The organism is Flavobacterium faecale, from assembly GCF_003076455.1.
Taxonomy (GTDB): domain Bacteria; phylum Bacteroidota; class Bacteroidia; order Flavobacteriales; family Flavobacteriaceae; genus Flavobacterium; species Flavobacterium faecale.
Genome location: NZ_CP020918.1, coordinates 1,822,870 through 1,849,397, shown reverse-complemented (window position 1 = coordinate 1,849,397; position 26,528 = coordinate 1,822,870). Strand labels below are relative to the sequence as shown.

20 protein-coding genes, 4 tRNA genes and 3 rRNA genes are annotated in these 26,528 nt (G+C 37.8%); 6 read left to right on the top strand and 21 right to left on the bottom strand.

The features are described from left to right. Position 1: 1 nt before the first annotated feature. The 18 genes from FFWV33_RS08150 to FFWV33_RS08065 all read right to left on the bottom strand — a co-directional run bounded on the left by FFWV33_RS08150 (position 2) and on the right by FFWV33_RS08065 (position 17,513). Positions 2-1,045 (bottom strand): HlyD family secretion protein, encoded by a 1,044-nt coding sequence (locus tag FFWV33_RS08150; protein ID WP_245891711.1) that lies wholly within the window; start codon positions 1,043-1,045, stop codon positions 2-4. Positions 1,046-1,066: 21 nt separating this feature from the next. After that, positions 1,067-2,332 (bottom strand): TolC family protein, encoded by a 1,266-nt coding sequence (locus tag FFWV33_RS08145; RefSeq protein ID WP_245891710.1) that lies wholly within the window; start codon positions 2,330-2,332, stop codon positions 1,067-1,069. A gap of 212 nt (positions 2,333-2,544) precedes the next feature. Continuing rightward, positions 2,545-3,366 (bottom strand): AraC family transcriptional regulator, encoded by an 822-nt coding sequence (locus FFWV33_RS08140; protein WP_108740436.1) that lies wholly within the window; start codon positions 3,364-3,366, stop codon positions 2,545-2,547. 125 nt (positions 3,367-3,491) lie between these two features. Next, positions 3,492-3,818, bottom strand: coding sequence for an IS4 family transposase (locus tag FFWV33_RS08135; RefSeq protein ID WP_108740435.1), 327 nt, complete (start codon positions 3,816-3,818; stop codon positions 3,492-3,494). 108 nt (positions 3,819-3,926) lie between these two features. After that, positions 3,927-4,754, bottom strand: a complete 828-nt coding sequence (locus tag FFWV33_RS08130) for an IS4 family transposase (RefSeq protein ID WP_159085990.1) — start codon at positions 4,752-4,754, stop codon at positions 3,927-3,929. A gap of 352 nt (positions 4,755-5,106) precedes the next feature. Further along, positions 5,107-5,216: ribosomal RNA gene (rrf, locus tag FFWV33_RS08125) — 5S ribosomal RNA — on the bottom strand. A 150-nt stretch (positions 5,217-5,366) separates the two neighbouring features. Continuing rightward, a 23S ribosomal RNA gene (locus FFWV33_RS08120) occupies positions 5,367-8,253 on the bottom strand. A gap of 186 nt (positions 8,254-8,439) precedes the next feature. Further along, positions 8,440-8,513: transfer RNA gene (locus FFWV33_RS08115), tRNA-Ala, on the bottom strand. A gap of 89 nt (positions 8,514-8,602) precedes the next feature. Beyond that, a tRNA-Ile gene (locus tag FFWV33_RS08110) sits at positions 8,603-8,676 on the bottom strand. Positions 8,677-8,816: 140 nt separating this feature from the next. Continuing rightward, positions 8,817-10,330 (bottom strand): 16S ribosomal RNA (locus FFWV33_RS08105). Together the 16S, 23S and 5S rRNA genes with 2 tRNA genes alongside form the textbook arrangement of a ribosomal RNA operon. Positions 10,331-12,710: 2,380 nt before the next feature. Further along, positions 12,711-12,784, bottom strand: a tRNA-Thr gene (locus FFWV33_RS08100). A 186-nt stretch (positions 12,785-12,970) separates the two neighbouring features. Then, positions 12,971-13,044, bottom strand: a tRNA-Thr gene (locus tag FFWV33_RS08095). Positions 13,045-13,121: 77 nt separating this feature from the next. Further along, the gene (locus FFWV33_RS08090) at positions 13,122-13,388 is read right to left on the bottom strand and encodes a hypothetical protein (protein ID WP_108740433.1); all 267 of its coding nucleotides are present in this window, start codon (positions 13,386-13,388) and stop codon (positions 13,122-13,124) included. A gap of 56 nt (positions 13,389-13,444) precedes the next feature. Continuing rightward, positions 13,445-14,407 carry a type I phosphomannose isomerase catalytic subunit gene (locus FFWV33_RS08085; protein WP_108740432.1) on the bottom strand — a complete coding sequence of 321 codons (963 nt, stop codon included), beginning with the start codon at positions 14,405-14,407 and terminating at the stop codon, positions 13,445-13,447. 8 nt (positions 14,408-14,415) lie between these two features. Beyond that, entirely contained in the window at positions 14,416-14,877 is a 462-nt protein-coding gene (locus FFWV33_RS08080) for a peroxiredoxin (RefSeq protein ID WP_108740431.1), read from the bottom strand. After that, positions 14,877-15,287, bottom strand: coding sequence for a 6-pyruvoyl trahydropterin synthase family protein (locus tag FFWV33_RS08075; protein WP_108740430.1), 411 nt, complete (start codon positions 15,285-15,287; stop codon positions 14,877-14,879). Before FFWV33_RS08075 ends, FFWV33_RS08080 begins: the two co-directional genes overlap by 1 nt. Positions 15,288-15,343: 56 nt before the next feature. Beyond that, positions 15,344-15,871: an isopentenyl-diphosphate Delta-isomerase gene (gene idi, locus FFWV33_RS08070; protein WP_108740429.1), complete on the bottom strand. Its 528-nt coding sequence runs from the start codon at positions 15,869-15,871 to the stop codon at positions 15,344-15,346. Positions 15,872-15,947: 76 nt separating this feature from the next. Beyond that, positions 15,948-17,513: an NAD(P)/FAD-dependent oxidoreductase gene (locus tag FFWV33_RS08065; protein WP_108740428.1), complete on the bottom strand. Its 1,566-nt coding sequence runs from the start codon at positions 17,511-17,513 to the stop codon at positions 15,948-15,950. Positions 17,514-17,690: 177 nt separating this feature from the next. Here FFWV33_RS08065 and FFWV33_RS08060 point away from each other — a divergent pair, with 177 nt between their 5' ends. Beyond that, entirely contained in the window at positions 17,691-17,930 is a 240-nt protein-coding gene (locus FFWV33_RS08060) for a hypothetical protein (RefSeq protein WP_108740427.1), read from the top strand. Positions 17,931-18,100: 170 nt separating this feature from the next. Here FFWV33_RS08060 and FFWV33_RS08055 read toward each other — a convergent pair whose 3' ends face one another. Continuing rightward, entirely contained in the window at positions 18,101-20,296 is a 2,196-nt protein-coding gene (locus FFWV33_RS08055; RefSeq protein WP_108740426.1) for an ATP-dependent DNA helicase RecQ, read from the bottom strand. An 85-nt stretch (positions 20,297-20,381) separates the two neighbouring features. Here FFWV33_RS08055 and FFWV33_RS08050 point away from each other — a divergent pair, with 85 nt between their 5' ends. The 4 genes from FFWV33_RS08050 to FFWV33_RS08035 all read left to right on the top strand — a co-directional run bounded on the left by FFWV33_RS08050 (position 20,382) and on the right by FFWV33_RS08035 (position 23,518). Then, positions 20,382-21,347, top strand: coding sequence for a KpsF/GutQ family sugar-phosphate isomerase (locus FFWV33_RS08050; protein WP_170111544.1), 966 nt, complete (start codon positions 20,382-20,384; stop codon positions 21,345-21,347). Further along, complete coding sequence (gene tatC, locus FFWV33_RS08045) at positions 21,347-22,156, top strand: twin-arginine translocase subunit TatC (protein ID WP_108740425.1); 810 nt, start codon at positions 21,347-21,349, stop codon at positions 22,154-22,156. The genes FFWV33_RS08050 and tatC overlap by 1 nt, the downstream gene beginning before the upstream one ends. A gap of 84 nt (positions 22,157-22,240) precedes the next feature. Next, the gene (gene lptB / locus FFWV33_RS08040) at positions 22,241-22,981 is read left to right on the top strand and encodes an LPS export ABC transporter ATP-binding protein (protein WP_108740424.1); all 741 of its coding nucleotides are present in this window, start codon (positions 22,241-22,243) and stop codon (positions 22,979-22,981) included. A gap of 306 nt (positions 22,982-23,287) precedes the next feature. Continuing rightward, positions 23,288-23,518: a DUF5808 domain-containing protein gene (locus FFWV33_RS08035; protein ID WP_108740423.1), complete on the top strand. Its 231-nt coding sequence runs from the start codon at positions 23,288-23,290 to the stop codon at positions 23,516-23,518. 163 nt (positions 23,519-23,681) lie between these two features. On the opposite strand, the gene FFWV33_RS08030 is transcribed toward FFWV33_RS08035, so the two are convergent. After that, positions 23,682-24,419, bottom strand: a complete 738-nt coding sequence (locus FFWV33_RS08030) for a glycoside hydrolase family 25 protein (protein WP_342748675.1) — start codon at positions 24,417-24,419, stop codon at positions 23,682-23,684. A gap of 129 nt (positions 24,420-24,548) precedes the next feature. Next, positions 24,549-25,262: a CDP-alcohol phosphatidyltransferase family protein gene (locus FFWV33_RS08025; RefSeq protein ID WP_108740421.1), complete on the bottom strand. Its 714-nt coding sequence runs from the start codon at positions 25,260-25,262 to the stop codon at positions 24,549-24,551. A 183-nt stretch (positions 25,263-25,445) separates the two neighbouring features. Between FFWV33_RS08025 and FFWV33_RS08020 the strand changes: the two genes are divergently transcribed. Next, the gene (locus tag FFWV33_RS08020) at positions 25,446-26,516 is read left to right on the top strand and encodes a putative type IX sorting system protein PorV2 (protein WP_245891727.1); all 1,071 of its coding nucleotides are present in this window, start codon (positions 25,446-25,448) and stop codon (positions 26,514-26,516) included. Positions 26,517-26,528 lie beyond the last annotated feature (12 nt).

Sequence of the window (26,528 nt, the reverse complement as noted above, 5' to 3'; positions counted from 1 at the left end):
ATTAATGTTCGGCCTTAACCGTAATATTCATACCCGCTCTCAAAAACTCGACCGCAGCCATATCTTCATCGATTTTAATTTTCACAGGAATACGTTGTTCAATCTTAACAAAATTCCCTGTAGCATTGTCTGGAGGAAGCAACGAAAAACGAGCTCCACTTGCAGGCGACAAGGAACTAATTATGCCCTTATACGCTCTATCGTCATCTGCATCTGCAATAATTTTTACTTCTTGACCAACTTTTAAATACTGTAGTTGAGTTTCTTTAAAATTGGCTGTAATCCATTTTTCTTTACTTACAATAGAGACTAGCGTTTGACCCTCTTTAATCAATTGGCCTGGTTGCGTGGTTCTTTTCCCAACCCAACCATCATACGGTGCAGTAATTATAGTGTACGATAAAAATAATTTTGCATTATCAACCAAGGCTTCTTTTGAGGCTATCATGCTATGAGTCGATGGTACATTTGCCGCTGCTTGTGCGCTGCTTAAATTTACCAAATGGATTCGGTCCTTCATTTCTTGAAAATGTGCTAATGAAACCTCATAATCTGCTTTAACCTTTTCTAACTGTTGTACAGTTGCGGCATCTTCGTTTACTAAAGATTGATAACGGTCAAATTCCAATTTAGATTTCCAAACTGTAGTTTTAGCAGCGAGCAATTGTGCTTCACTTATAGCAGAATTTCCTTCACTAGTGCGTACATTTTTCATCGCAACAATAGTATTTTCTCGTGCATTTTGAACCTCGGCTAAACTAAGATCGTATTTCGCTCTAAATTCACGATCATCAAAAACAACTAGGGTATCTCCTTTATGAACAAATTGATTTTCTTCGTAACGCACCTCCGCAACATATCCAGTGATACGCGACATTATGGGCGTAACATACTGTTCCACCTGCGCATCATTTGTGTCCTCGTGTGAACTATCATAAACATAAAACCAAATCCCCATCACAATACCACCGACTACCAAAGAGCCAGCAACTAACCTAACAAAAATGTGAAAATATCTATTAGCTCTTTTTTTCTTTTCGTCCATAATCAACTTAAAATATAATTCTTATTTGTTTTCGAATGCTGTTCCTAAAATACCGGCCGTATGCAACATCTCATAATACTTAACCATTGCATCAATGCGATTCGATATTTTATTATACTTAGCCATCAACAATTCATTATCCGCATCTACCATCTCTGTACTTAAAACCAATTGATTTAAATATTTCAGTTTTACAATCCGATAATTTTCAGTAGCCAAATCCAATGCTTTATCAACAACATTGGATTTATCCAAAATTTCTTGATATTGAACATGATCTTTAAACAATTCATCCCCTACCTTTTCCTTTAAAATTTCAGTATTCATTTTCTGCAGTGCAACTTCTTTCTCTGCAATATGCACTTTAGTAGTATTCTTAAACAAACTAGAAAGATTATAATTCAGCTCTATACCCACTTGTCCTATACTGTACAAATATGGATCTGGCGGAAAAAACATATAATTAGGATACCTCAAATTATAATTTCCAAAGAAATAGATACTCGGATAATAATTTCCACGGCTATTTTTTAATTCCAGTTTCCTAATTTTAGAAAACCCATCAGACATCCTGATATCTTCGTTACTAAGTGCCTTTAAGAAATAGTTAGAATAAGGATCTTTTAATTTTAAATCGAAATCTATCGCACTTGTGTCGATCACAAATTCTGATTCTTCAGGCAACTGCAGAATGGTTTTAAAATTGTGCATGGCTATTTCAATATTTTTGGAATTAGTCATAACACTCAACTCTCGATCAGATAGTAATAATTCAGCTCGAATAACTTCATTTTTGGTAACTGTTCCATGGCTTTGAAAAGAACGAATCTCTTTCAAACGCGTTTTAGCCTCTTTAATATTCTCCAAGAAAATACCGTGTAGTTTAAGCATTTTATAAATTCCGTAGTAAGTAGCAATAACTTCTAACTGTACATCGCTCTCCACTCGTTCCTTTTCTACAGCAGCTATTTCAGTAGCTATTTTAGCTATATCAATAGCATTATTTATTTTTCCACCAACATAAATAGGTGATTTAATAACGGTACTCAACGAATAAATTTCAGGTTTAAGATGCGTAACAACTCTATCACTTAAAAAGGCACCTTTATATTCGGTCAAACTTGTAGTCCTAGAATATATCCCATTGATGGCTACGTCAGGTAAACGTTGCTTTTTAACATCTGCAACATAATCTTCTTTGATACCAATTTCTAACTTAGATTTTAGAATGGACCGATTCTGTTTGCTAGCCACCTGCAAAGCGTCATACAAGGAAAGTTTTTCCACACTTTGACAATGCAGCAGTGGAGATAGAAGGAAGAGAAAAATAGAAAAAAACGCAAAGAGCTTTAACCTATAGCGACAAACTAATATTGAAAACATCATGATTTAATTATAATGATGCAAAGGTGTAACATTAATTCAATGACATATAATTATTAAAAGACAAATATATATTCATTTCCGCCATTTTTAAACCATAATGAAATGTTACCTCTCTAAATACTTTCCAAAATATTTTCACCATTTAGATAATCTGATGGTCGCTGTCCTAAAACAGAAAAAAAGGTGTTACTGAAGGTGGGAACACTATTATACCCAACTTCCTCTGCTATTTCTTTTACAGTTAACTTTTTTTCTAGCAACAATTCAATTGCTTTCAAAATACGTTTCATTTTATAATACTGAATAAAGGACATTCCAATATCTTTTTGAAACAAACGCAATAAAGAACGTTCACTAAAACCAAACATCGACGCCAAAACCGGAAACATTAAAGTCTCACCTATGTGCTCATCAATGTATTGAACAACAGATGAAAGACGATAATCTTTTGGCACAGGAAGTTCTAACGGAAGTTTATTGGTACATATTTGAGGAAGAATAGCCTTAATCGCGTTAGCAATAGAATAATTAGGTGAACCGACCAGCAAATCGCCATTCCAACGATTTGTAAATAACATCATTTGTAACAGCAAATCATTAAGCGGATAAATCCCTTCCTTACTATAAAATACATCTTCACCATTTAAAACCGGAAAATACAAATTGCGTATCATTACATTTTCAGATTTAGGATGAATACTATGCTCCACTCCCGCAGGTAACCAAAAAAAGTGCCTTGCAGGTAGAAAATACGATTTGGCAGCCGTAGTCACAAAAACAACATCCCCTTCTGTATATAACATTTGCGCTTTCAAATGCTTATGCGTAGGGACAAAAAGTTCCCCCATCAAATCATGATGACAATAAATACTGCTGGGGTCAGCGTCCACCTTCGTTATATAGTACTTATCAGTATGAGGTAATGCATCTTCCATAGTATACAAACTTAGAACAAATCGTTTATTTTTAATCGAATAATTTGAATTAATCGACATATATAGTTTCTTGGGCATGCCGCTACTTCCACTGCGTTACAGTAGCGTCGGGCTCCCGACGCTTCCTATCGTGTGGACACATTTCTACTTATTGTCCATCCTTCCATTGCAGCTTTAAAATATTTTAGACCAATCCATAATGTTGTAATGCCTGGATGTCTTTTGCTTTCATAGCCCTTCCAACCACCAAGTCTAGCAATGACCCATACGTATCGTTTTAAATCTTTTTGTTTATATGGGTTTTTCTGCTTCTCTGTTTTACCTTCTAATTGCTCTATTTGATGTTCTAAAAACTCTTCTTCCTCTTCTGTAAAACAACTTTTAGAACTTATTTCTAATTCTGGCTCAGCATATGCAAAACGCATCAAAAACAGCTTTATAACTACTTCCATAATCAATAAACTTAATTTTCTTACTGATGATGCATACTCTAATTCCGAAGATTCAATATTAAAACCTTCCTTTTTTAATATTTTAAAAACCTCTTCGATTGTCCACCTCTAACTATACCACTCTATGCAGTTTTTTGCAATTTCAACATTTTCGACATTCATCGTGGTTAGTAGCCTCCAACATATTTTATCCTTGCCAGTATATCCTGTTTCAGAAGCTTCAATAAAGAATAATTTTAAACTTGAAGCTATTGCTTTACTTGCATTTGTAGGTCTGTTTAATTCAACTTCTTTATACCTAATTTCAATAGTAGCTGTTCGTTTTTTTCTTTTAGTATTAGCGCAAGAATCAACTTCAATCTGATAAGATTCTTGTGCTGGCTCAGGCTGTAGGGTACTAAATAAACTGGTCTTGTCTTTTAATTTTCTATCTGTTCTTGCCCTTACTAAAAGTTCAGTAGTTGCATTGGGAATTGTAGCAAACTGCTCGTAAATATCACCTTCTCTATCTTGTACTATTACCATCGCCGGTACAATATCTTTTAAGGAAGCTTGAGTATTTTTAGACACCTCAAGCCATTTGTAAGATTCTTTTTCTTCAATTGGTAGTTTACTGTATCCCCTTTCAAACTTAGAAGTAAATTTCAAGGGCCTATTCCACACTTTTATTGCTGCATATCCATAAGGAGTCCCGTTCTCAGCATCTAAAACTAAACTCGGATGAATAAAAAATCCTAAACCTTGACTGTTTTTTGCATTGGTGGTTCCAATGAAATCGTCCTTGTTTATCCTCCTGCTATGACTACTCAAATTTATTTCGGTAGTATCTTGTATACAAATAACATATTTACCTTTACAGGCTTTTTTGCAATTTGATGCTAAATTCATAATTATATCATCTTCATTTACTCGCTCATTTTGTAAAAAACGATACATCCCTTTAGCATCAGCATCTGTTGTACTAATTTGTCTTATCGAGTGAAGGCCCTTTCTAAATAAATCAGATAAAATCTTATTACCTCGATATAACAATCACATATCATCTAAATCGCTGAAATCTCTACGCATCTCTTTTTTAAGTAAAAATAATAAAAAGATGTGTCCACACGATAGGATAACTATCGGGAGGGCTCCCAAAATACTTCATAATCTTATAAAACAAAAAACCCTGATTCGGATGAATCAGGGTTCTCTAAAGAAAGGCGACGAACCGAGCCGCTGTGGCGGGGAACACGGAGTTCCTCTAAAAAAAAAGACCCCCAACCTTTTTAGGTTGAGGGTCAATAAAGAAAGGCGACGACATACTCTCCCACATAACTGCAGTACCATCTGCGCAGGCGGGCTTAACTACTCTGTTCGGGATGGGAAGAGGTGAGCCCCGCCGCAATAACCACCTTAAGGTCGTTTTGCAATGGGTAAACTAGCTAATTGCTAATCAACATTACATAATATCTTAACATACTGAGATAAAGAAAATTTAATTGTATTACTAGAAAGTTTCTTCCCGACCTTTTATTCCCCTTTAGGGGTTAGGGGCCGGGAAAAGGTGTACATAAGCTTACGGATTATTAGTACTACTCGACTATGACATTACTGCCTTTACATCTATAGCCTATCAACGTGGTCATCTCCCACGATCCTTAAAAGAAATCTCATCTTATGGTGGGTTTCGCGCTTATATGCTTTCAGCGCTTATCCCTTCCAAACGTAGCTACTCTGCGGTGCCACTGGCGTGACAACAGATACACTAGAGGTTTGTCCAATTCGGTCCTCTCGTACTAGAATCAGATCCATTCAAATTTCTTGCGCCCACAGTAGATAGAGACCGAACTGTCTCACGACGTTCTGAACCCAGCTCGCGTGCCACTTTAATGGGCGAACAGCCCAACCCTTGGGACCTTCTCCAGCCCCAGGATGTGACGAGCCGACATCGAGGTGCCAAACCCCCCGTCGATATGAGCTCTTGGGGGAGATCAGCCTGTTATCCCCGGCGTACCTTTTATCCTTTGAGCGATGGCCCTTCCATGCGGAACCACCGGATCACTATGCTCTACTTTCGTACCTGATCGACCTGTATGTCTCTCAGTCAAGCTCCCTTATGCCATTGCACTCTTCGCACGGTTACCAAGCGTACTGAGGGAACCTTTAGAAGCCTCCGTTACTCTTTTGGAGGCGACCACCCCAGTCAAACTACCCACCAAGCAATGTCCTCCGCATCGCGGAGTTAGGCCTCAGACAAACAAAGGGTTGTATTTCAACAATGACTCCACAACGCCTAGCGACGCCACTTCACAGTCTCCAACCTATCCTACACATCATTTGTCCAAGGTCAATACTAAGCTATAGTAAAGGTGCACAGGGTCTTTTCGTCCCACTGCGGGTAAACGGCATCTTCACCGTTACTACAATTTCACCGAGCTCATGGCTGAGACAGTGTCCAGATCGTTACACCATTCGTGCAGGTCGGAACTTACCCGACAAGGAATTTCGCTACCTTAGGACCGTTATAGTTACGGCCGCCGTTTACTGGGGCTTCATTTCAATGCTTCTGAGTAAACCCATAACATCTCCACTTAACCTTCCAGCACCGGGCAGGTGTCAGGCCCTATACTTCATCTTACGATTTTGCAGAGCCCTGTGTTTTTGATAAACAGTCGCCTGGACCTCTTCACTGCGGCCAGCATTGCTGCTGGCGACCCTTCTCCCGAAGTTACGGGTCTATTTTGCCTAATTCCTTAGCCATGAATCTCTCGAGCACCTTAGAATTCTCATCTCGACTACCTGTGTCGGTTTGCGGTACGGGTACTATTAACCTGAAGTTTAGAGGTTTTTCTTGGAAGCCCTTAGGTGCACTATCTCTTTGTCCGAAGACGCCGAGTACTATCGTATTTCCCCAAAGCCCGTGGATTTGCCTGCGGGCCTTATAGGTAGGTACTTCAACGAACTATTCCGTCAGTTCGCGGCACTTTCATCACTCCGTCACCCCATCACAGTTAACAGTAGTACGGGAATATTAACCCGTTGTCCATCGACTGTCCCTTTCGGGTTCGCCTTAGGTCCCGACTAACCCACAGCTGATTAGCATAGCTGTGGAAACCTTAGTCTTTCGGTGTGCGGGTTTCTCGCCCGCATTATCGTTACTTATGCCTACATTTTCTTTTCTCACCGGTCCAGAATACCTTACGATACACCTTCAACCCTGTGAGAATGCTCCCCTACCACTTACAATAAATTGTAAATCCATAGCTTCGGTAATATACTTATGCCCGATTATTATCCATGCTCGTCCGCTCGACTAGTGAGCTGTTACGCACTCTTTAAATGAATGGCTGCTTCCAAGCCAACATCCTAGCTGTCTATGCAGACAAACCTCGTTCTTTCAACTTAGTATATATTTGGGGACCTTAGCTGATGGTCTGGGTTCTTTCCCTCTCGGACTTGGACCTTAGCACCCAAGCCCTCACTGTTATGAAACATTATATAGCATTCGGAGTTTGTCAGGAATTGGTAGGCGGTGAAGCCCCCGCATCCAATCAGTAGCTCTACCTCTATATAACTTTACGCATAACGCTGCACCTAAATGCATTTCGGGGAGTACGAGCTATTTCCGAGTTTGATTGGCCTTTCACCCCTACCCACAGATCATCCCAAGACTTTTCAACGTCAACGGGTTCGGTCCTCCACTTTGGGTTAACAAAGCTTCAACCTGTCCATGGGTAGATCACACGGTTTCGCGTCTAACACTACTGACTAAAGCGCCCTATTCAGACTCGCTTTCGCTACGGATCCGTGGCTTAACCACTTAACCTTGCCAGCAACGTTAACTCGTAGGCTCATTATGCAAAAGGCACGCCGTCACCCCACTAAAGGGCTCCGACCGCTTGTAAGCGTATGGTTTCAGGATCTATTTCACTCCGTTATTCACGGTTCTTTTCACCTTTCCCTCACGGTACTGGTTCACTATCGGTCTCTCAGGAGTATTTAGCCTTAGCGGATGGTCCCGCCAAATTCAGACAGGATTTCTCGTGTCCCGCCCTACTCAGGATACCACTATCCTTTACATTCATTACTTATACAGGGCTATCACCTTCTTTGGCCCTACTTTCCAGTAGATTCTAATTCTTCATGCAAGAAATGTCGTGGTCCTACAACCCCAACATTGCCGTAACAACATTGGTTTGGGCTAATCCGCGTTCGCTCGCCACTACTTACGGAATCACTTTTGTTTTCTTCTCCTCCGCCTACTTAGATGTTTCAGTTCAGCGGGTTTGCCCACCTATCGGTGTACTAGATCTTCAATCTAGTGGGTTGCCCCATTCAGGAATTTACGGATCAATCAATGTGTGCTTGTCCCCGTAACTTTTCGCAGCTTATCACGCCTTTCATCGCCTCTGAGAGCCAAGGCATCCCCCATACGCCCTTATTTTGCTTATTGTACCAATCTTAAATTTAATTAAGACCGTTTTTTTCTGTCTTTTCTAATAAATTAGAAAAAACGCTTTCTACTTATTTTTTACTTTTCTTATCTCAATATGTCAATGAACTTTAAATCAGTTTTCAATTTTCAGTATCAGTAAGCAGTTACCTGCATACTGTAAACCGTGACTGTTTACTGTTTTTGTGGAGAATAACGGAGTCGAACCGTTGACCCCCTGCGTGCAAGGCAGGTGCTCTAGCCAGCTGAGCTAATTCCCCAATTTTTTAAGTATGAGTTATTAGTTTTGAGTTATGAATTCATATCTCATACATTCTCAACTTCTAAAATTTCCTTTAAGTGTAAATAGTTGTCTCGGACAGACTCGAACTGTCGACCCCTACATTATCAGTGTAGTACTCTAACCAGCTGAGCTACGAGACACTCTTATTCTTAAATTTCTTTTTAATTCAATTTTTTTAAATTAACAGCAAGAGTAATAAATTCTCAATCTTTCTTTCCACTTTCTCTTTTCGTCTCTTTCCCTAACGTGTCACTTACGTAACTAACAATTAAGGCTCTAGAAAGGAGGTGTTCCAGCCGCACCTTCCGGTACGGCTACCTTGTTACGACTTAGCCCTAGTTACCAGTTTTACCCTAGGCAGCTCCTTGCGGTCACCGACTTCAGGCACCCCCAGCTTCCATGGCTTGACGGGCGGTGTGTACAAGGCCCGGGAACGTATTCACCGGATCATGGCTGATATCCGATTACTAGCGATTCCAGCTTCACGGAGTCGAGTTGCAGACTCCGATCCGAACTGAGAACGGTTTTGTAGATTCGCACCTGGTCGCCCAGTGGCTGCTCTCTGTACCGTCCATTGTAGCACGTGTGTAGCCCAAGGCGTAAGGGCCGTGATGATTTGACGTCATCCCCACCTTCCTCACAGTTTACACTGGCAGTCTTGTTAGAGTTCCCGACATGACTCGCTGGCAACTAACAACAGGGGTTGCGCTCGTTATAGGACTTAACCTGACACCTCACGGCACGAGCTGACGACAACCATGCAGCACCTTGTAAATTGTCTTGCGAAAAGTCTGTTTCCAAACCGGTCAATCTACATTTAAGCCTTGGTAAGGTTCCTCGCGTATCATCGAATTAAACCACATGCTCCACCGCTTGTGCGGGCCCCCGTCAATTCCTTTGAGTTTCAAACTTGCGTTCGTACTCCCCAGGTGGGATACTTATCACTTTCGCTTAGCCACTGAAATTGCTTCCAACAGCTAGTATCCATCGTTTACGGCGTGGACTACCAGGGTATCTAATCCTGTTCGCTACCCACGCTTTCGTCCATCAGCGTCAATATATTGGTAGTAACCTGCCTTCGCAATTGGTATTCCATGTAATCTCTAAGCATTTCACCGCTACACTACATATTCTAGTTACTTCCCAATAATTCAAGTCAGACAGTATCAATGGCCGTTCCACCGTTGAGCGATGGGCTTTCACCACTGACTTATCTGACCGCCTACGGACCCTTTAAACCCAATGATTCCGGATAACGCTTGGACCCTCCGTATTACCGCGGCTGCTGGCACGGAGTTAGCCGGTCCTTATTCTTACGATACCGTCAAGACGCTACACGTAGCGTTGTTTCTTCTCGTATAAAAGCAGTTTACACACCATAGATGCTTCATCCTGCACGCGGCATGGCTGGTTCAGGCTTGCGCCCATTGACCAATATTCCTCACTGCTGCCTCCCGTAGGAGTCTGGTCCGTGTCTCAGTACCAGTGTGGGGGATCTCCCTCTCAGGACCCCTACCCATCGTAGTCTTGGTAAGCCGTTACCTTACCAACTAACTAATGGGACGCATGCTCATCTTTCACCGATAAATCTTTAATAGTAGAACCATGCGGTTCAGCTATACTATGAGGTATTAATCCAAATTTCTCTGGGCTATCCCTCTGTGAAAGGTAGATTGCATACGCGTTACGCACCCGTGCGCCGGTCTCATTATCCGAAGATAAATACCCCTCGACTTGCATGTGTTAAGCCTGCCGCTAGCGTTCATCCTGAGCCAGGATCAAACTCTTCATCGTATATTATTTGCTTATTGCTAAGCTATTTATTTTTGACTGAAGGTCTAGTGGTTTTTTAAAATCTCTCAATTCTATTACTCTTATTCTTTTGTCTTAAGATCTCTCTTAAAACGGCTGTCAATTCAATATGTCTAGGAACGTATTCTTATCTTGTTTTTTCGTTTCAATCAACATGTTAAACATGTTTCTCGAAGCGGGTGCAAAAGTAGAAAACTATTTCGTTTCTCGCAAGAAAAATTTAAAGTTTTTTTTTAAGAGATAAATCTCTTTTTCTTTATTCTTTCTTACCAGTCTGTCAAATAACTTGTCTCATTCTGCGGGGTGCAAAAGTAATTCATTTACTTTAATCTCACAAGCTTTATTTGATATTTTTTTTAGAAGAATTTATTCCTCTATATCAGTAATGCTTGCCAGTGTGTCAGTGAACTTGTTCGTTGTTGCGGGTGCAAAAGTAGTGAGTCTTCTCCGTTATTCAATACTTTTCCCTAACCTTTTTTTAATCTATTTTTTAATCGGCTGGAAAAGTGAACTTTGAGTTTTAACGTTTTTTTGATTTGTGCGAATTTGGAGTTTATTTTGGGTGGTTTTATTATTTTCTTTGGATCGTTTTGTTGGATTGGATGGTTTTGACTGTTGGATTAGCTTTACTGTATCGCATTTCTAGCTTGTATTGTTGCTGATTCTATAAATATTACAGGTCTAACGGCTATTATTATGCTGTTTATATACTAATTTGAAGTTGATTAGAGAATAAAGGCCGGATGTGTTTCCAAAATGAAGTGTCGTACCTACGGCACTACCTCGATGACGTAAATCTTTTTTTTGCTACCTATATATCATGCCTAACGGCATTGTTCTAGATTTAAAATATTAAAATGAACGTAACTAGAATTGACATACCGTACATACAGCACTACCTTCATGACCTAAATCTTTTTTTTTGCTACCGATATGTCATGCCTAACGGCATTGCTCTAGATATATGCAACAAAATAAACATAACTATAAATGATATAACATACCCACGGCACTGCCTTCATGACGTAAACTTTTTTTTACCACCAATATATCATGCCTAACGGCATTGTTTATACCATTGGTGAATTGTAGTTAACATATTGTCGCGTGTAAACCTTTTGAACTTACTACAACTATAAAAAATGATATCAAGCAGCATTATTCTACACACAGTACATTAAGATGAATGTGACTAGAAATGAAAATTCCAAATCTGCCTTCTAGATTACATATAGCACCTACAGCTCTACCTTAATGAACTGATATTTTTTGTCTACCAATATATCATGCCTAACGGCATTAATTATACCAGTGGCGAATTGTAGTTAACATATTGCCGCGTGTAAACCTTTTGAACTTACTACAACTATAAATGATATCAAGCAGCATTATTCTACACACAGTACATTAAGATGAATGTGACTAGAAATGAAATCCCAAATCTGCCTTCTGGATCATATATCACACCTACAACACTACCTTCATGACGTTAATCTCTTTTCGCTACCGATATGTCATGCCTAACGGCATTAAAGAATTTGATTTAAATATATAAAATTGCTTGTAAGCTGAAATTGGATGCTATTAATAACATACTGATTCATTAACACTAACCCAATTTTACATACATACATACATACATACATACATACATACATACATACATACATACATACATACATACATACATACATACATACATACATACACAAATACATCCTATAACTCGAAAGCACTTGAATTCATTAAAAATCATTAAATAAATTTGTAATGATTTACGATTAGAATAGCGGACCACTCCGATTCTAAAGTTTCATCAGCCGAACAATGTTTAAACAAACAGATAGACTAACAATTATTATAATTTCATGCAGTGGGCATTCAACGACTTACGTATATATCCAGGGATACAAAATAGATGGGTTTAAAACATATACATTTACCCATTGTAGACCTGCAATTACAAACTGTAGCTAGGCTCTAAGTAATTCTAAAGCCAAAAGACGACTAATCTATTCAAATTAGTATGATGTACTTGATATTTTTCAATAACTAACAAGGTATTCTGCCACTCAAGTGCAAACATTACTGCTCGATGCTATTTACATATCTATATAGTGTCGTTTGAAATAATAATACAGGATATTAACAAAGAAGAACTATACTTCCCTCCTAGCCCCGGTAGTAGTGGAAATCCTTTTTGAGGCTTTTTTTGGCCGCAAAAAAGATTGGAGCGGATAACGGGACTGAATTAACAAATGAAAAACTGGATGTACTGCTCCTGAAAAAAGAGCTACAACCAAAAACAGAACTTCATGAAAATAAAAAAACCACCTAACAATAGTTAGATGGTTTTACGATGAGCCGGCGGAGGGACTCGAACCCACGACCTGCTGATTACAAATCAGCTGCTCTAGCCAACTGAGCTACGCTGGCGTCTCATTGCGGGTGCAAATATAAGCATCATTTTGAAAGATGCAACAAAAGTTTGAAAAAATATTAAAAAAATTTTACCATGCCCCATCTACGTGTGAAACACCGAGATCCGTAAGCAAAGATGAGCTTTACAAATCGTTATAAAACAAAAAAACCACCTAACAAAAGTTAGATGGTTTTGCGATGAGCCGGCGGAGGGACTCGAACCCACGACCTGCTGATTACAAATCAGCTGCTCTAGCCAACTGAGCTACGCTGGCGTCTCATTACGGGTGCAAAGATATACATGATTTTGAATTTACCAAAATATTTTTGCGATTTTCCGTAAAAATATTGACTACAATTCGTTAATTTTTGCAATTAATTGATTTGCAGTTTGTTCCAATTCAACATTAATTTGTTTGAAATGTGCTTTTTTATTTTCAACGTTTTTAGCGTTCACTTTTGCGATCAAAACATCAAATGCAGCAATTGCTTCATCGATCAAATTGTTTGTTTCTTCGGTTGGTTTTCCTGAAGTAGAGATTTCGAATAAATATACTGCTTCAATAATATCACCTAAAACGTAGTTGATGTCTTTTTTTAAATTCTTAACGTTTGCCATTTTTTTTTAATTTTAATTTGCGTGTGCAAAAGTACACATAATCTTTCTATTCCGAACTATGAAATGTAAATTTCTAAAAGAGAAGCTTTTCCGCTAAGTTCATACGATTTTAAACCTGCTGGTATAAGAACTGTATCTCCTTTTTTGTAACTGTTTTTTTGACCGTTGGACTTAATTTCAAACGTTCCCTCGATACACATATATACCGTAAAGGTCTCTCCTGTTTTGGCTACTGTAATTGTACCATCGACTGGAAGTGAATTTGTTGTAAAATATTTACAATCTACAACTGTATTGGATTCATTAACCGTATTGGAGTACGTTTTGTATGTATCTACCTTGTTATAGTTGATAGCATCTAGCGCTAAGTCAATATGTAATTCTCTTGTATTACCACTTGCATCTACCCTATCGAAATCATATAATCTATAGGTAATGTCAGATGTTTGCTGAATTTCGGCTACTACTAATCCAGCGCCTATTGCATGAACAGTACCTGTTTCTAGAAAAAACACATCTCCTTTTTTTACCTCAACTGTATCTAAGATTGACAAAAGTGTTTTGTTTTCTAAATTTTCAACATATTCTTTGGCATTTGAGTCTTCTTTAAAGCCCACGATAATTCTAGCATTATCATCCGCTTGCATGATGTACCACATTTCAGTTTTTCCAAAAGAGTTATGACGCTCTTGCGCTAATGCATCATTTGGATGAACTTGAATTGATAGATCTTGATTAGCATCTAAATATTTAAACAACAAAGGAAAATCTTTTCCGAATCTTGTGTAAACTGCCGTACCAAGAATTTCATTTGGATTTGCTTCTATTAAATCTGTTAATGATTTTCCTTTCAGTTCTCCATTGGCAACAACACTTACGTCTCCTTTTACAGCTGAGAGTTCCCAACTTTCACCTGTTATACTTGAAGTGATTGGTTTATTTAAAAACGTTTTCAGTTTTTCGCCTCCCCAAATTCGTTCTTTTAATATTGGCTCAAATTGTAATGGATATAGATTCATGTTGTTTTTTATTTAGAATTCAATTCTTTAATGGTTTGTAGTGCTTTGTTGATGTGTCCCTTAGCAAAAACGGAATTATACACCACTTGTACCTGTCCGTTTTGATCAACAACAAATGTTATTCTATTCGAAAGTAAACCAAAAAATTGTGATGACACACCAAATTGTTCTTTTATTTTATTATCCTGGTCAGACAATAGTATAAATGGAAGTTTGTAGGTATTTGAAAATTCTTGATGTGAGAGAACACTATCACTACTTATTCCGATAATCTCGGCATTTAAATCTTGAAAATCTTGGTAGGCATCCCTGAAACTACAAGCCTGAGCGGTACATATTGCGGTATTATCCTTTGGGTAAAAATAAATAATTACCCACCCTTTTCCAATTTTGTCCTCACTGTTAAATACTTTACCATTGGCATCTTTAGCTTTAAAAGCCGGAACTTTGTCTCCTACCTTTAAAATCATTATTCTCCTTTGTAGGTTACAAAATTTCGAGGCGTCTCATACAAAACTACTTCTAGATCAAAATCAGGATTGATTCGTTTTTTAATTTTATTCCATATTACAACCGCAATATTCTCTGCAGTTGGATTCAAATCTTGAAATTCGGCTACATCTAGGTTTAGATTTTTATGATCGAAAGGGTTTTCGACTTCTTCCTTAATGATATCAGATAATATTTTGACATCAACAACAAATCCAGTTTCTGGATCAATTGGGCCTGTAACACTCACAATTAGTTCGTAGTTATGACCATGATAATTGGGATTATTGCATTTACCGAATATAGCATCATTTTTCTCAAATGACCAATCCTTGCGATACAAACGATGTGCCGCATTAAAATGTGCTTTTCTACTTATGGTTACTTTCATGATGCGGATTTCTATTTATTTTTAATATACAACTGCTCTAATTATAGCAGTTGAATCTAAATTTTATGATCTTCTAGGTAATGATAGAATTCATCAAATATAATTTTGAACCAAACGGTATACAATTCTGGCTGTTTTTGCATATCATCCTGAACATCTTCAATACTCATCCATTTCCAGGCTTCGACCTCATCAGGGTTAATTGCTGGGCTATCATTATAATAACCGATCATTACGTGATCGAGTTCATGTTCAGTCAATCCGTTATCAAATGGTGCTTTGTATATAAAATGAAAAAGCTCTTTGAGCTCAGCATCAAATCCCATTTCTTCATACAGCCTTCTGGTTCCGGCCATAATGTTAGTTTCCCCCTCACGCTGATGACTACAACAAGTGTTGGTCCATAATAATGGGGAATGGTATTTATGATGCGCTCTTTGTTGCAACATTATCTCATTTTTACTATTTAAAATAAATACCGAAAATGCTCTGTGCAAAGCTGCTTTTTCATGTGCTTCTAATTTAGGCATCAGCCCAATTTGCTCGTCTTTTTCGTTTACTAGTATTACGTTTTCTTCTATCATAGTTATTTTTAGCCAAACAAAAATACAAAAAGATTTTTTACTCTGTTAAGGTTCCTAAATCGATACTTAATTTTAACTATTGTTTATGGAGGGATTCAGCGATCATCAAGGCACATTTTTCACCATCTATGGCCGCCGAAATAATTCCGCCTGCATAACCGGCTCCTTCGCCGCAAGGGTATAGACCTTTAATCTGAAGGTGTTCGAAAGTGATTCCGTCTCTTGGAATACGTACGGGTGAAGATGTTCTAGATTCTGGAGCATGAAGAATAGCGTCATTTGTTAGATACCCCTTCATAGATTTACCAAATTCTGAGAAACCTTCTCTTAATATTTGACTTAAAAAGCCAGGAAATACTTGTCCCATCTCCACAGAAGTGGTTCCTGGAACGTAAGAAGTCTTTGGTATTTCGGTCGAAACCTTATTTTGCACAAAATCAACCATACGTTGCGCAGGTACTTTTTGTGTTTCACCAGCAAGATGCCATGCTTTTTGTTCAATGCTTTTTTGAAACTCCATTCCTGCAAGTGCACCAAATTTTGCAAAAGGTTTAAAATCCTCCAACTTTAATTCGATAACAATTCCAGAATTTGCAGTGGCTTGATCCCTCTTTGATGGTGACCAACCATTGGTCACTACTTCTCCCGGGCTTGTAGCACATGGTGCGATCACACCACCTGGACACATACAAAAAGAGTACATTCCTCTACCTCCAACTTGCTTGACAATACTATAAGGTGCAGGTGGCAAATGCTCGCCACGATAATCACAACTGTATTGTATTTTATCAATTAAAGATTGAGGATGTTCTGCACGAACACCCAAAGCAAAAGGTTTTGCTTCAATAAATATTTTCTTTCGATCTAATAATTCATAAATATCACGAGCAGAATGACCCGTTGCTAATATTAATTTATTCGCCAAAATAATTTCCCCTTTGTGCGTTACCACACCTTCAATTTCGTTATCCTTCGTTAAAATATCGGTAACTCGTGTATCAAAAAGTACTTCACCTCCACATTCTATTATCTTTTCTCGAATGTCTTGAATGATTTGTGGCAATTTATTGGTACCAATATGCGGATGAGCTTCTACCAAAATATCTGGAGTAGCACCAAAAGCGACTAATAATTCTAGAATTCTGGTAACGTCACCCCTTTTTTTGGACCGTGTATATAATTTACCATCCGAATACGTTCCTGCTCCTCCTTCGCCAAAACAATAATTTGAATCTTCGTTTACAATATGGTCTCTGTTTATCGCTTTCAAATCTCGACGACGGCCCTTTACATCTTTTCCACGTTCTAATACGATAGGTTTTAATCCTAACTCGACCAATTGTAAGGCAGCAAACAATCCTGCTGGTCCTGCTCCTACAACAATCACTTCTTGCGCATTGGCAACAGAAGGATAATCAGGTAGTTCTATTTTTGTTTCCTGAAAAGGCTCTCCTTTGGTATAAATCCTGAGCTTAAGATTTATTTTAATTGCTTTTTGACGCGCATCGATCGAGCGTTTCAAAATAACGACCTGTTGGATATCGGCAATACCTATTTTGATATTTTTTGACACAAAATCTCGCAGTAGTGATTCGTTACTGGCTATTTCGGGAGTTACTTGTATTAGAATTTCTTGCGGCATTGGTTTGATTCATTAAGTTTCATGCTAGATTATTTTTTTCGAATTTTCGAAAATAGCATGAAGCAGCAAAAATAGTATTTTGAAGTGAATTTCTATTCGATATAAAGTATTGAGTACGGATTATTTTTAAATCCGTACACTGTTTGTATCTTTGACTTTTGAAAATAAAATTATACTATGTCTAGAAAAATAAAAATGATTTGGGATTTTCGTGGTCCTGCAGGTGCCAAAACTGCAGAACATCATGAAATTCATTTGAAAGAATATATCGAAAGCGAAAAACTTCCTTTGAATATTACTGGTTTCGAAATCAAAAACGAAATGCACGCAATCGCTTTTATGGTTGTAACTGACGAGCACATGCTGCAAGTTCGTGATGGATTAAAGCCTCATCGAGCTGAGCTATACGAAGAGTAGCATTTGGAATGCAGTCGCAAGTTTCAGTCGCATTACTCAGTCGCAGTTTTCAGTCGCAAGTTTCAGTATTCAGTTTTTAGTTTCCTTTTGAACATTTGATTATCATTTAAGTAGACAATCAATTCTTTCATGCAATTTACCAACTGAATACTGAGACTATAAACTGAAAACTAATTTGCCACTTCACTTATAAACTTGATACGCATGAAGCGCAACTCATCAATATCGTACTCCCCGTCAAATTCTTTAAGAGCATCATCAATTTTATCTGACTCCGATTCCATGAAATAATCATGAATTTCTTCTTGCTGGTCCTCGTCCAACATTTCATCTACCCAATATTTGATATTTAGTTTTGTACCTGAATATACAATTTGCTCCATCTCTTTGATTAAAGCATCCATTGTTAATCCTTTGGCTTTTGCAATATCATCTAGAGACAATTTTCGGTCAATGTTTTGAATGATGTACAATTTATTTACAGAATTGATTCCCGTTGATTTCACAACCAAGTCATCAGGACGAACAATATCATTATCCTCTACATACCTATTGATTAAGGTGATGAAATCTTTTCCGTATTTTTTAGCTTTTCCTTCACCTACTCCATGAATATTGACCAACTCTTCGATAGAAATTGGATATTTTAAAGCCATATCTTCAAGCGATGGATCTTGAAAAACCACAAAAGGTGGAACTCCAATTTTCTTAGCTACTTTTTTGCGTAGTTCACGCAGCATATTCATAAGATTTTCGTCAATGGCCGCAGTGACTTTAGATGCAGAAACAATTGCTTCATCTTCAATCATGTTATATTCATGATCCTCAGACATCATAAAAGAACTTGGATTTTCAATAAAATCTAATCCTTTGTCATTTATTTTTACGATTCCGTAAGTCTCAATATCTTTGGTTAAATAGCCCGCTACTAAAACTTGACGTAGTAAAGCCATCCAGTATTTTTCGTCCTGCTGAGCACCACAACCAAAAAACGGTTGTACATCTGTACGATGCGCTTTGATCATAGCATTGACTCTACCTATTAAAGTAAAGACAATCTCTTTTGATTTGTAAATATGTTTGGTATCTCTAACCACTTGTAGCAATTTAACAACTTGCTCTTGCGCTTCAATTTTTGTTTTTGGGTTTCGAACATTATCATCCATGTCAGCACCATCTCCGGTGACATCATCAAATTCTTCTCCAAAGTAATGGAGCAAAAATTTTCTTCTGGACATAGACGTTTCGGCATACGCTACAACTTCTTGTAGTAATGCATATCCAATCTCCTGTTCTGCTACTGGTTTCCCAGACATGAATTTTTCTAATTTCTCAACGTCTTTGTATGAGTAGTATGCTAGGCAATGCCCTTCGCCACCATCACGACCTGCGCGACCCGTTTCTTGGTAATAACTCTCTAGCGATTTTGGAATATCATGGTGAATTACAAAACGTACATCCGGTTTATCGATTCCCATTCCAAAAGCAATGGTAGCCACAACCACATCTACATCTTCCATAAGAAACATGTCTTGGTGTTTTGCTCTTGTTTTTGCATCGAGTCCTGCGTGATAAGGAACGGCACTTATTCCGTTTACCTTCAAAACTTCGGCAACTGCTTCTACCTTTTTACGGCTCAAGCAATAAATAACACCTGATTTACCTTTGTGTTGGCGAATGAATCGAATAATATCAGACTCAACATTTTTGGTTTTTGTGCGTACCTCATAATACAAATTGGGTCTATTAAACGACGCTTTGTATGTAGTTGCATTAGGCATGTCCAAATTCTTCAAGATGTCTTCTTGCACTTTTGGAGTTGCTGTAGCGGTCAGACCAATTACAGGCACATCTCCTATTTGTTTTATAATATTTTTCAGGTTTCGGTACTCCGGTCTAAAATCATGACCCCACTCAGAGATACAGTGCGCTTCGTCAATTGCAACAAATGAGATTGTCACACTTTTCAAAAATTCTATATTCTCTTCTTTGGTTAGTGATTCGGGAGCAACGTATAATAACTTAGTCAAACCAGATGTAATATCTTTTTTAACCTGAGTAACTTCGGTTTTTGTAAGCGACGAATTTAGTACGTGAGCGATACCGTGTTCAGAAGACAGACTTCGGATGGCATCGACTTGATTTTTCATCAATGCAATTAGAGGGGAAACCACAATTGACGTGCCTTCCTGAGTTAAAGCAGGTAATTGATAACACAATGATTTTCCGCCACCGGTCGGCATGATCACAAACGTATTCTGTTTGTCAAGCAAGCTTTTGATCACTTGTTCCTGCAGGCCTTTGAACTGGCTGAAACCAAAATATTTCTTTAATTCCTTATGGATGTCAATTTCGTTTGAATTCATTCTTTATTATATGGTATTTTATCTAAATTTGCACTTTATAAAGATAAACATTTCTTTCATAATTACAAATTTTAACCATTCTGATTTGATAACTAAAGAAAATATATTGGCCATTGCCAAAAAAACAATTCTATCTGAAAGTGATGCTATTGCCAAACTAACTGATTACCTTACTGATAGTTTTTATGATGCTACGCAGGCTATTTTTCATTCTAAAGGAAGATTAATTGTCACTGGAATAGGTAAAAGTGCCATTATTGCACAAAAACTCGTAGCTACATTTAATTCAACAGGTACGCCATCTCTATTTTTACATGCTGCAGAAGCCATACATGGCGACCTTGGAATGGTTCAAAATGAAGACGTGATTATTTGCATCTCTAAAAGTGGTAACAGTCCCGAAATCAAAGTTCTTGTACCCTTATTAAAGCGTTTTGGGAATACCTTGATTGCAATAACGGGCAATATGTCTTCTTTTTTAGCTCAAGGTTCTGATTTTGTATTGAACACTACGGTTGACCAAGAAGCCTGCCCGATTAATCTCGCACCAACCAACAGCACAACTGCACAATTGGTCATGGGTGATGCTATCGCGGTTTGCTTAATGGAATTGCGCGATTTTAAACCCGAAGATTTTGCGGTTTACCATCCAGGAGGTGCTTTGGGCAAAAAGCTATTACTCAAAGTAAGCGACATGCTAGAACATACCCTAAAACCAGTTGTTGCTCCAGAGGCATCAATTAAACAGGTTATTTTCGAAATTTCAGAAAAACGATTGGGTGTTACAGCTGTGGTAGAAAACAATACTGTCATCGGAATTATAACTGATGGTGATATTCGACGTATGCTGACCGACCGTGATACTTTTGTCGATTTGAGTGCCCAAGACATTATGACCAAAAACCCTAAATTGATACAGTCGTCGACTATGGTTGCCGAGGCACTTAATATTTTGGAAGATAATAAAATCACACAATTAATTGTTGTTGAAGACAAAGAATACAAAGGTGTTCTACACTTGCACGATATTTTAAAAGAAGGAATACTATAATGGCAAAGAAAAACTTAAACGAGATGTCTTTTTTGGATCATCTTGAAGATTTGAGATGGTTATTGGTGCGCAGTACTATTGCGATCATCGTAATGGCGATTTTGACTTATTTTATAAGCGACTACCTTTTTGACACCATAATCTTTGGTCCGACTAGGCCGAGCTTTTTCACCTATGTCTACATGTGTGAGCTATCGCACCAATTGGGTTTTGCGGAAAGTATTTGTATTACCGAAATGCCATTTATCATTCAGAATACAGAAATGGAAGGACAAGTGAATGTCTTTATCTGGATTTGTCTATTGGCTGGATTTATTTTGGCTTTCCCTTTTATATTATGGGAGATATGGAAATTCATTAGCCCTGCCTTGTATCACAATGAAAAGAAAAATGCTAAAATATTCATCTTTTTCTCTTCGCTACTTTTCTTTATGGGCGTATTGTTTGGCTATTTTATTGTGATTCCAATGTCGGTAAACTTCGTAGCCACTTTTACGGTGAGTAGCGTAGTATTAAATCAGTTTACCTTAGATTCGTATATCGGGATGGTAAAAACTTCGGTAATTGCTAGTGGATTATTTTTTGAAATGCCAATTATCATTTATTTCTTGACCAAACTCGGACTTGTAAATCCGAAATTTTTAAGAGATTATCGAAAATATGCCATTGTATTGGTCTTGATAATTGCTGCCATAGTAACACCTCCAGATGTAGTAAGTCAAACAATTGTGGCTATACCTATGTTGCTAATCTATGAAGCAAGTATCTTCTTATCCGTCTTGGTACATAAGAAAGAAAATCAATCGTAACATATATTTATGATTAAAAGCTGTAGTTTATTCGTTAATTTGTAATGTCTAAGCACAGAAAACCAGAACACTCAAATACATATCATGATTCTAAGAGCAGATAATTTAGTAAAAACATATAAAGGTAGAAGTGTTGTAAAAGGTATTTCGGTAGAGGTGAACCAAGGAGAAATCGTGGGTTTGCTAGGACCGAATGGTGCTGGAAAAACAACCTCGTTCTATATGATCGTTGGATTGGTAAAACCCAATGCAGGTAATATTTATCTAGACGACTTGAACATTACAGATTACCCGATGTACAAACGTGCACAGCAAGGCATTGGTTACTTGGCTCAAGAAGCTTCTGTTTTTAGAAAATTAAGTATCGAAGATAATATCTTGAGCGTTTTGCAATTGACCAAATTATCGAAAGAAGCACAAGTGGCCAAAATGGAAAGTTTGATCGAAGAGTTTAGCTTAGAACATATTAGAACGAATCGTGGTGATTTACTTTCGGGTGGTGAGCGTCGTCGTACGGAGATTGCTCGCTGTCTAGCTACTGATCCAAAGTTTATATTATTAGATGAACCTTTTGCGGGAGTTGACCCCGTAGCGGTTGAGGATATTCAGCGTATTGTTGCTCAATTAAAGAACAAGAATATCGGCATCCTAATTACCGATCACAATGTGCAAGAAACACTTGCTATTACTGACAAGACTTATTTGATGTTTGAAGGTGGTATCCTAAAAGCGGGACAACCTGAGGAACTTGTTGAAGATGAAATGGTACGAAGAGTATATCTGGGTCAGAACTTTGAATTGCGTAAAAAGAAAATCGAGTTTTAAATATTGGGACGCGGATGAAACAGATTCGCTATCGCGAAGACACAGATGAAAACGGATTTTTTGACAGACTGTCTGTTTTGGAGTTCGTTTATTAGCTATGTTTGTAGTTGGACGCGGATAAAACAGATTCGCTATCACGAAGACACAGATGAGAACGGATTTTTTGACAGACTCTCTGTTTTGAATACTTATTATCAACTGCCTTTAAAGTTGGACGCAGATAAAACGCATTACTACTTCTTCTTTTAGTTTAAATTATAAATTGATTTTAGTCACACAAGCAAAAAAAATTAAAGCTGCATAAAGATGGAAAAAAACAAACCTAGCAAGGAAACTCTAGATCAGTGGAGTAAAGACCCGAACAATTGGGTTTGGGGTTTATTTTATTATAAGCACGAAGACAAAAGACTTTTTCCACCAAAGAAAATCGAATCGATGGGTAGCACGGTAAATTTTGCCAACACCAAGTCGGTTTTGTATTTTGTTGGAATGTTGCTGTTCTTTATTTTTATAGTACTATTTATTACTTACAAATAAACATAGTGTAAAGTCGGTTACGGTTTTGCGTGAGGGATAGCAGTGAAAATCCTTTTTTGGGCTTTTTTTTTGCCCAAAAAAGATTATAACGCATAGCCCGACTCAACTGGAACGCTAGTGGAAGTTGAGGCACGCCCATAATATTTGGATACAACTGAACTCTCTACTCAACCGTGATAAACTGTAATTGTTGCAGGTCGCCATTGTAAATATTGACATCTACATTGCCTTGTATACCCGGAACAGACGCCCTCTCTGAAAATTGCCAGAAGAGCCATTCGTCCTTCATTTGCTCCCGATAAAAATTGTAATTAGCGATCCAGAATAGGTATTCGCTAAACTCTTCTTTTAAGAAATCATCATAATATTTCTCACCCGTATATATGATTGGGCGTACATGGTAATGCGCCTCTACCTTTGTGAGCCAACGTTTGAGGCCAACTTTAAGTCGCTCGATTGATTGGTTTTTTGGTAATCTTTCGATATCCAATACAGGAGGTAAATCGCCTTTGCTCAGCTCTACCGTTGAGATAAAGAGGTCGGCTTGGTCAATTGAATTTTCGTTGGGACGATAGTAATGATACGCTCCACGAATCATATTGTTCTTTTTTGAACCTTCCCAGTTTTTCTTGTATCGACGATCCAAGCGGTCTGATCCCACTGTGGCGCGAATGAGTACGAAATGAATGGGATAGGCGTTTTCGAGCGTGTCTACATAGGACCACTTGATGTTTCCTTGGTATTCTGACACATCAATACCTATGGATTTACCATCAATATTTTCTAGTACTTGGCGGTTTCGAATATCTGAAAGCCTTTTGCTCTCATCATTTTCTGTTAATGATTTGTTGGATTTGAAACTAAAGTAATAGGCCAATCCATTGCGATAGTGATATAGCATGGCCGCAACAAAACCTATTGCCAAGGCATAGAGTGCTATTTTTTTTAATTGGTCGAAAAACGGATTTCTTTTTTGAGGTCGCTTATTGACTGGCCTGCGTCTGACTGTTTTTTTTCTCATTGAAAGTTGCTACTTCTTGATCCATTTGTTGTTAACAACAGACAATAAAACGTAAAACAAAATCGTCAATGAGATTCCGCCATAGTGAAAAAGGAAAACCAATAGAAAAGCAACTAATAGGAAGATAATTTGAAGCACATTGTCTTTGATCGTAAACTTTTTCAGTTTTAGCGAAAACAAAGGAATCTCAGCGTTTAGGATGTATGCGCTACCCAAAATAACGGCCATCAAAACCCATTGACTAGTAAGAAGTTCTAATGCTACTAGCGAATCGGAATATTTGAGTACCAAAGGTAAACTCAAAATAAACAAGGTGTTAGCAGGCGTTGGCAACCCAATAAACGACTCGGTTTGTCGCGTATCTATATTGAAATTGGCCAAACGATAGCAAGACCCTAAAGTGATGATGAAGCCTAAATAAGCAAATGCGGGATGTGATGAAATTTCGTTTTGACTGTTTTGCAACATCATAAACATGACATATCCTGGCGCTACACCACTCGTCACCATATCGGCAAGTGAGTCCAGTTGCAACCCCAAAGGGCTGGCTACTTTGAATAATCGAGCAAAAAAGCCATCAAAGAAGTCAAGGAATATACCTAGACAAACAAAATAAAATGCAAATTCAAAATTGGAATTTGCTGCATAAACTAAAGCAATACAGCCTGAAAAGAGATTCAGTAAGGTTATTATATTTGGAATATGCTTTTTGATTGCTTGCATGGGTTATTGTTTTTTTGTTCGGGCAAATTTAATATAATAAGTCAATGAAAAAGGAGTTTTATAGTAGAGATTTTTGAAGAACCTCAAGATCTTCACCTTTTATTTACGGAGAAAGAGAAAGAAGCTCATTAAAAAATTATATTTTTGAAGAATAATAACAACCGTTGTAGTAAAGCTAAACTTTTGAAAAAATTTCTGTGTATCGCACTGGTATCTATTTGCACTGTACATTATGGACAAACTGTTAGAAAATATTCTAACGAGTTCCTGAATATTGGTGTGGATGCTGCCGCTTTGGGTATGGCCAATGCGGTTACCTCATCAAGTAATGATGTGAACGCAGGCTACTGGAATCCAGCAGGATTGGTAAATCTTGAAGACCATCAAGTTGCTTTGATGCATGCCAATTATTTTGCAAATATTGCCAAATATGATTACCTCGCCTACGCTAGTCCAATTGACGATGAAAGTGCATGGGGAATATCTCTCATCCGTTTTGGTGTTGATGACATCCTGAACACAACCGAATTAATTGACAGTCAGGGAAATATAGATTACAATAGAATCAGTTTGTTTTCTACGGCTGATTATGCTTTCACCCTGTCTTATGCTCGAAAACTACCTATTGAAGGGTTTCAATATGGTGTAAATGCCAAAGTAATACGCCGCATCATTGGTAAATTTGCTAGTGCTTGGGGTTTTGGGTTTGATGCCGGAGTACAGTTCGAAAGAAACAATTGGAACTTTGGTTTGATGGCTAGAGATATTACCACAACCTACAATGTGTGGACAATTGACAAGAAGGAATACCAGAAAGTACAAGATGCAGTTGCGGGTCAAAATCAAGAACTTCCAGAATCAACTGAAATAACGGCTCCAAAATTGCAATTGGGGATTTCGAAAAAATTTATTTTCCATTATGATTATAGCCTTTTGGCCGCTACCAATTTGAACATGCGCTTCAGTCAGACCAATGACTTGATTTCGACTAAATTTGCAAGTATCGATCCTGCCTTGGGACTAGAATTTGGTTATACCGATTTGGTTTTTGTACGTGCAGGTGTGGGGAATTTTCAAAATGTAACTCAACTTGACAGTAGTCAAAAAGTTGAATTTCAACCCAATATTGGTCTGGGCTTTAAATACAGAGGTATCCAAGTGGATTATGCTTTGACTAATCTTGGTAATCAAAACACAACATTATATTCTAATATATTTTCTTTAAAAGTTGATCTAGGACAATTTAGACGATAAACAACACAGTTA

Coding starts and splice junctions, on each gene's coding strand:
- FFWV33_RS08080 (WP_108740431.1), bottom strand. CDS start 14,877: ATGATTTTAAAGGTAGGAGACAAAGTTCCGGCTTTTAAAGCTAAAGAT.
- FFWV33_RS08085 (WP_108740432.1), bottom strand. CDS start 14,407: ATGAATCTATATCCATTACAATTTGAGCCAATATTAAAAGAACGAATT.
- FFWV33_RS08140 (WP_108740436.1), bottom strand. CDS start 3,366: ATGGAAGATGCATTACCTCATACTGATAAGTACTATATAACGAAGGTG.
- FFWV33_RS08060 (WP_108740427.1), top strand. CDS start 17,691: ATGTCTAGAAAAATAAAAATGATTTGGGATTTTCGTGGTCCTGCAGGT.
- FFWV33_RS08090 (WP_108740433.1), bottom strand. CDS start 13,388: ATGGCAAACGTTAAGAATTTAAAAAAAGACATCAACTACGTTTTAGGT.
- FFWV33_RS08025 (WP_108740421.1), bottom strand. CDS start 25,262: ATGCAAGCAATCAAAAAGCATATTCCAAATATAATAACCTTACTGAAT.
- FFWV33_RS08030 (WP_342748675.1), bottom strand. CDS start 24,419: ATGCTATATCACTATCGCAATGGATTGGCCTATTACTTTAGTTTCAAA.
- FFWV33_RS08130 (WP_159085990.1), bottom strand. CDS start 4,754: ATGTATCGTTTTTTACAAAATGAGCGAGTAAATGAAGATGATATAATT.
- lptB (WP_108740424.1), top strand. CDS start 22,241: ATGATTCTAAGAGCAGATAATTTAGTAAAAACATATAAAGGTAGAAGT.
- tatC (WP_108740425.1), top strand. CDS start 21,347: ATGGCAAAGAAAAACTTAAACGAGATGTCTTTTTTGGATCATCTTGAA.
- FFWV33_RS08075 (WP_108740430.1), bottom strand. CDS start 15,287: ATGAAAGTAACCATAAGTAGAAAAGCACATTTTAATGCGGCACATCGT.
- FFWV33_RS08035 (WP_108740423.1), top strand. CDS start 23,288: ATGGAAAAAAACAAACCTAGCAAGGAAACTCTAGATCAGTGGAGTAAA.
- idi (WP_108740429.1), bottom strand. CDS start 15,871: ATGATAGAAGAAAACGTAATACTAGTAAACGAAAAAGACGAGCAAATT.
- FFWV33_RS08065 (WP_108740428.1), bottom strand. CDS start 17,513: ATGCCGCAAGAAATTCTAATACAAGTAACTCCCGAAATAGCCAGTAAC.
- FFWV33_RS08150 (WP_245891711.1), bottom strand. CDS start 1,045: ATGGACGAAAAGAAAAAAAGAGCTAATAGATATTTTCACATTTTTGTT.
- FFWV33_RS08055 (WP_108740426.1), bottom strand. CDS start 20,296: ATGAATTCAAACGAAATTGACATCCATAAGGAATTAAAGAAATATTTT.
- FFWV33_RS08135 (WP_108740435.1), bottom strand. CDS start 3,818: ATGGAAGTAGTTATAAAGCTGTTTTTGATGCGTTTTGCATATGCTGAG.